We start from the raw sequence: 5585 nt of genomic DNA on the forward strand, positions 1-5585 counted from the left end.
TTGCAATATCGTGGCAGGGCGAGTCGGGTACTGCCTTTCGCGACGAGTTGGCCGAGTTCCCCGGGCAGTTACAGAAGCTCGCGAATTCCTATCGGCTGGCGGGGAATGCGTTGAACGCGTTCAACCCGGATCTTGACGCGGCCCAGGCACGGGCCGACAACGCGCTCGCCCGGGGACGGGACGCACGCGCCCGCCGGGACCATGCCCAGACGCTGGTCGGTCCGGCGCACATCGCGTTCACCTCCGCGGCGTCGACGGTATCGGAGCTGACCTCGGCGTCACATGGGTACCCGATCGACATTCCCCAGCCCGATCCGGCGCGGGTGGTGCAGGCGATTCGTAACCGCGATACCGTGCGGGCAAAACTCGACCTGGCGCAAAGCTCCGTCGATTCCGCTCAGGATGATCTGGATGCCGCCCGTCGGCTCGCTCTCACCGCGAAGCAGATGCGTGCGGATGCCGCGGCGACCTGTGTGCACGCGATCCGGAGCGCGTCGCATGCGGGCCTGAAGAACAGATCCTGGCATTCCTGGGCAGGATTGGTAGAACGTGCCGGCCGTTTCTGGCATGCCGCCGTCCGCGTCGCAAAAATCACCGTCGCAGTCCTGGGTGTCGTTGTACTGATCGTCGGCGGTCCGGTGGCGTGGGTCATCTTCGCCGCCGCCCTCGTCATCCTCGCTGACACTCTCATGGAATACGCGGCCGGCCGGGCATCCCTGTGGGACGTTCTGTTTGCCCTGGCCGACTGCATTCCCGGTCCGGTCGGTCTGACCACCACGGCCGGCGCCGCCCGGGCCGTCCGGGGCGCCAGGCAGTCCTTGCGCGATGGCCGAGCATTCGCGCGGATCTTACGGACCACGGGGCGTACCCTTCTGGCGGCGATGGCCGAGCGCCTCCGCGGTGGTCGCACCCGGACCACCAGCGTGCTGAGAAGGCTGCTGCCTCGCGGCCGCCACCCGGTGGCGAAAGACGCTTTCGCCGTCACCGGCCCGGGTGAACGCGTGGCTGCTCGGCCTGCTGATCTGGACCACGCGCTTAGACCGTCCGACTCGCTGAAACGAAAGGTCGCCACCGACCTGGCCGAAATACCGGACGAAGCGTCTACCGCCGGACCCATGTCGAACCCGTGACGGTCGGCGAGGTGTTTGACGGGATGGTCGGTGGCACCCGACCGACTACCTTCGGCGCGGTTGGCTCGGTTATCATTATAATGATCTTGTTGAGGTGTCGGAGGAGAAGGTCGCGGTGGTTGTCGACGGATGGATACACGTGGGCGCGGGCGGGGAAGGGGCGGTAGGCATGAGCGGTGTACGGAGATCGACGTCTGAGTGGACGCCCGATCCGTCAATGCCAGGCGTCTCGGAATCCACCGCCGGCGCGGTTGATGCCGCCGAGATTCTGGGCGCTTCGGTCGATTCGGACGCGACCTTCGAGCGAATCTGGTTCGATGACACATCCTGGGTCGACGTCGCACGCGGCTGGATGACCGGGGCTGACCGGCTCTACCGCGAGCTGACCGGGTTCGTGCCATGGAAACAGGGCGCCATGTGGCGTTATGAGCGTTATGTGACTGAGCCGCGGCTAACTTCGTGGATCTCTCGCGGCCGGCCGGTGCCGTACCCGGTGCTGGTCGAGGCCTACCGCGTGCTGCGGCGGCGCTACCAGGTCGACTTCGACGGGTTCGGACTGTCCTGGTATCGCGATGGTAATGACAGCGTCGCCTTTCACCGGGATCGGGAGATGCGGTGGCTCGACAACACGGTGATCGCGATCCTCACGACAGGTGCCCGCCGGCCGTTTCTGGTGAAGTCCCGCCACCTGCCGCCGGGACGGCGCATCCTGAATGACGACAGCGGTGCCCGTGACCTGCTACCGGGTTCGGGTGATCTACTTGTTCTCGGTGGCCGTTGCCAGGCTGACTGGTTGCATGCGGTCCCGAAGGTCCGTGGCGTGGTGGCTGGCCGGGTGTCCGTTCAGTGGCGCTGGACGTCGCGAACAGGCCGTCCCGAGCGAGGGCCCGGGTATGGCGCCCCCCGCACGTTCTCGCGCTGACGCCCTGGTCGCACCCGGACGGTCTCTGTTGCGTCGTAGGCCGGTCCAGGCCTGGCCGTTCCAAGCCTGGCCGTTCCAGGCCCGGCCGGCGCTTGGTGCCGCCTGATTATGATCAGGACTGTGCTGGTTGACCGAAATCCGACGGATGCGCTGGTTGAGGAGGTTCTCACCGCTTACGACCTTGGAGCGGTACTAACCGTAAGCCTCCTGTGCGTCTCGGAGAACGTCACCTACCAGGTTGAAGATCCTGCAACGGGCCGTCGTTGGGCGTTGCGGCTGCACCGACCCGGCTATCATCGGTTTGAGGAGATCACTTCCGAGCTGCTCTGGACGCGGACGCTTCGGCGTAACGGCGTGGTGGATACGCCGCGGGTCGTACCGACCCGTCAGGGTGACTTGGTGGCCATGACCGCGCGTGACTCAGCCAGCTCAGGTGTGCACACCCAACCGCGCTATGCGGTGCTCTTCGATTGGGTGGCGGGATCTTCGCCGGAGCCATCCGATGCTGTGGGCCTCATGCGCGGTTTCGCCGCACTTGGCGAGATCGCGGCGCGGCTTCATCAACATGCTTGTGGCTGGCAGCGTCCGAGCGGCTTCACCCGGTTCGAGTGGACGTGGCGAACGACTCTGGGAGCGGACGGTCGTTGGGGTCGCTGGCAGGCCGGCACGTCGGAGGTCGACCCGGCCAGTGTTGCCGTCCTGACCCGGGCCGCCGACGAGATCCGCCGCCGGATTGAGCGGTTCGGCCGTGGCGCGGACCGGTTCGGGCTTGTCCACGCTGACATGAGGCTGGCGAACCTGCTGGTCAACGGGCAGGCGGATGAGCTCACAGTCATCGACTTCGACGACTGTGGGTTCACCTGGTACCTTTATGATCTTGCTGCGTCTCTGTCGTTCATCGAACATCTGCCAGCGGTTGGTGACCTGGTGGATGCCTGGCTCACCTCCTACCGGCGGCACCGGCCGGTGTCCGCCGACGAGGAGGCGATGGTGGCGACCTTCATCATGCTCCGTCGGCTGTTGTTGGTCGCCTGGCTGGGTTCGCATCCGGAGGCCGACGCGGTCGACAGCGTGACGCGGTATGTCGCGACATCGTGCGATCTTGCCGATGACTACCTGAGCGGAAGGTGTTGACGCACGACCGCTGCCGGCGGTCAGGTTGTTCCCGATCAGGTCGACCGGGCCCGACAACGCGACACCCGCACGCCGTTGTGACCCCATCGTTTCCCTGTGTAGTAGCAGAAAGGTAGCGTCAGGCTGCGTGGAAGGCGTCACCCGACAGGCCAGAATGGCTTCACCGCTGGGTCCGTTGCTGCTGGTTGGTGACGACGTGGCTCTGCGTGCAATCCACATGAACGAGCCGGCTGCCGGCCCGCCGTGGTTGGACGGTCTCGAGTCCGATCCGGTTGCGTTTCGTGATGTGATCGAGCAGCTCGAGGCGTACTTCATGGGTGACCGGGTCACCTTCGACGTACCGCTGCATCCGGTCGGTACACCGTTCCAAGAGGCGGTGTGGGCGGCCGTGGCAGCAATTCCCTATGGTACGACCCGGAGCTATGCCGAGATCGCCGCAGCGATCGGACGGCCGTCGGCCTTCCGCGCGGTTGGGCTCGCCAACGGTCGGAATCCGCTTCCCATCGTGGTCCCGTGCCATCGGGTGATCGGTTCAAGTGGGGCTCTGACCGGGTACTCCGGTGGTATCGGTCGCAAGCGGCACCTTCTCGACCTTGAACGTCGGACCCTTGCCCGTGGCGGTCACCTGAGCCCGGGTCAGTGCCATCCAGTCCCGGATAGGTCAGGCAAGGTCGCCGGCCAGCGCGGGTAAGAGACCGACCTGCCGTGACGCGCAACCTCGCTACTTTCGTTACGTAATGTAGCTTTTCGTTGTGGCGACGTAATTATTTGATCATGGTCTTTGTCGCGCGCCCGGTGGCCCCGTGGGAGCCTGATACCTCCGATGGAGGCCCGGGATGCGTGCTCCAACGGGATGCTTGTAGCACTGATTTTGACGGATAGCATTCGATCGACTACCCAATGATGACACAACTACATCTTGAAGCCGTGTTGTCCTCATGTGTCGACGGTGGCCGAGGGGCGCGTGATCGCCAGGGTCCACGGGGTACCGTGCTTGGACGCGGTTCGGGCGATGTCGCCAGGGGCGCCCCTTGCTACACCAACAAACGCTCCAAGTAGTGAATTCGCTACTATTAGTAGATACCGAGCCGTTCTGGTCGCAGGTAGCACGAGCGCGGAAGGAGGAATGTGGTCGACGACATCCCGACGTTGCTCACCAACGTCGGCAGCGGGACCCAGCTGGCGATCCCAGGCGCCCTGGTACTCCTTCCGGCATCCGATTCCGGGACGCCGGTGGCGGATCGCACCGCCTGGCAGCGTGCGGTGCTGCGCTCATGTCTCCCGCGTGCGGCAAAGCTCGTCGCGCTGGCTCTCGCAAGCCACGCGGTGGACGTGGCGACGATCTGCGAACCCGGCCACCCGGCGCTGCCTGGACCCGCCGCGGTCTGTTCGCCCGGACTCGTGACGCTGGCCGCCGAGACCGGTTACAGCCGCACCCATGTGCAACGACAGATCCGGTTGTTGCGCGACCTCGGCTGGCTGATAGGTCTGACCCGGCCGGCCGCTCGCCGACCCGCAAGCTTCGTGCTGAGCATGTCCGACTCGGTCCGGGCGACCGCATCTGTCGCGCCGGCCCCGGTCATGCCGGCCCCAGCAGCTTCTGCCGTCGGCGGATCGGCCCGGCGCGCTCCCGTCCCGATCGGTGACGGCGTACCCGACAGCGCCGGGCCGCTGCCGCGTCAGGCTGGCGTACGGCCTTCCTCAGATCGCCCGAGTGCCGCTGCCCGGCGCCGTTCCCGCGTCACCGGCACCGCTGTGGCTAAGGCGCTGACGGGCATCGGGAACCTCTCGGCGGTCACACCCGGCCCTGCGCCGGCGCAGGAATCTTCAGGGTCCCCGAGCGCCGTGGTTGCACCGGTCGGGCTAGCGCCTACCGCCGTCGCGCCTACCGCCGTCGCGCCTACCGGCGTCGCGCCCACCGCCGTCGAGCCCACCGCCGTCGGGGGCGAACCAGACCTGCCCGTAGTGGCAGAGCGCCTTGTTGCCGAGGCCGCCGGCCAGGTCGTCGCAACGTTGGCCTGTGCGATGCGGCGCGATCCGGAGAGCCTCACCGTCGCCAGCGATCGGCTCGCCCGAATCTTGACCATCGGTCTGTGGAGCGCGGCGGAACTGGCCATGCATCTGGTGGACACCATCGGACCGAGCCTTGGAGCCGGCCGGGTTGACGATCCTGTTGATCACCTTCTTCGGCGCTTGGACCATCTGCCCGCGTCTGCGTCGGAGTGCCTGTGCCGCTCCTGCCGTTCATGGGTCACCGCGCCGGCCGGCGCTGCTCAGGGGGCTCCGTCTGCCGTCGGGGCGGAACGAACAGCTCCCGCCAGCCTGCCGGGGCTTGCGGCGATCGAGCAGGCTGCGGCTGCCGGTGCCGCGCAGTCTCGTGTGCATCATGAGCGGACCAG

Annotated in this window: 5 protein-coding genes; all 5 read left to right on the plus strand. The window is 66.6% G+C overall.

All coding sequences use genetic code 11. The features are described from left to right. The coding region (locus U9977_RS16540) for a putative T7SS-secreted protein (protein ID WP_322750165.1) at window positions 1-1130 on the plus strand (1130 nt) is incomplete at its 5' end. Window positions 1131-1347: 217 nt separating this feature from the next. Further along, a complete protein-coding gene (locus tag U9977_RS16545; RefSeq protein ID WP_322750166.1) occupies window positions 1348-2052 on the plus strand; it encodes an alpha-ketoglutarate-dependent dioxygenase AlkB in 705 nt (234 codons plus the stop codon). Between the two features lie 120 nt (window positions 2053-2172). After that, entirely contained in the window at window positions 2173-3186 is a 1014-nt protein-coding gene (locus U9977_RS16550; protein ID WP_322750167.1) for a phosphotransferase enzyme family protein, read from the plus strand. Window positions 3187-3340: 154 nt separating this feature from the next. Further along, window positions 3341-3877: a methylated-DNA--[protein]-cysteine S-methyltransferase gene (locus U9977_RS16555; RefSeq protein WP_322768809.1), complete on the plus strand. Its 537-nt coding sequence runs from the start codon at window positions 3341-3343 to the stop codon at window positions 3875-3877. Window positions 3878-4314: 437 nt separating this feature from the next. Further along, a partial coding sequence (locus U9977_RS16560; protein WP_322750169.1) for a helix-turn-helix domain-containing protein occupies window positions 4315-5585 on the plus strand: 1271 nt, incomplete at its 3' end.

This window comes from Protofrankia sp. Cas8, assembly GCF_963555845.1.
GTDB lineage: Bacteria > Actinomycetota > Actinomycetes > Frankiales > Frankiaceae > Protofrankia.

What these genes read in the sequence shown, in the direction of transcription:
- U9977_RS16555 (WP_322768809.1), top strand. Translation starts at nt 3,341, where the DNA reads ATGGCTTCACCGCTGGGTCCGTTGCTGCTGGTTGGTGACGACGTGGCT.
- U9977_RS16545 (WP_322750166.1), top strand. Translation starts at nt 1,348, where the DNA reads ATGCCAGGCGTCTCGGAATCCACCGCCGGCGCGGTTGATGCCGCCGAG.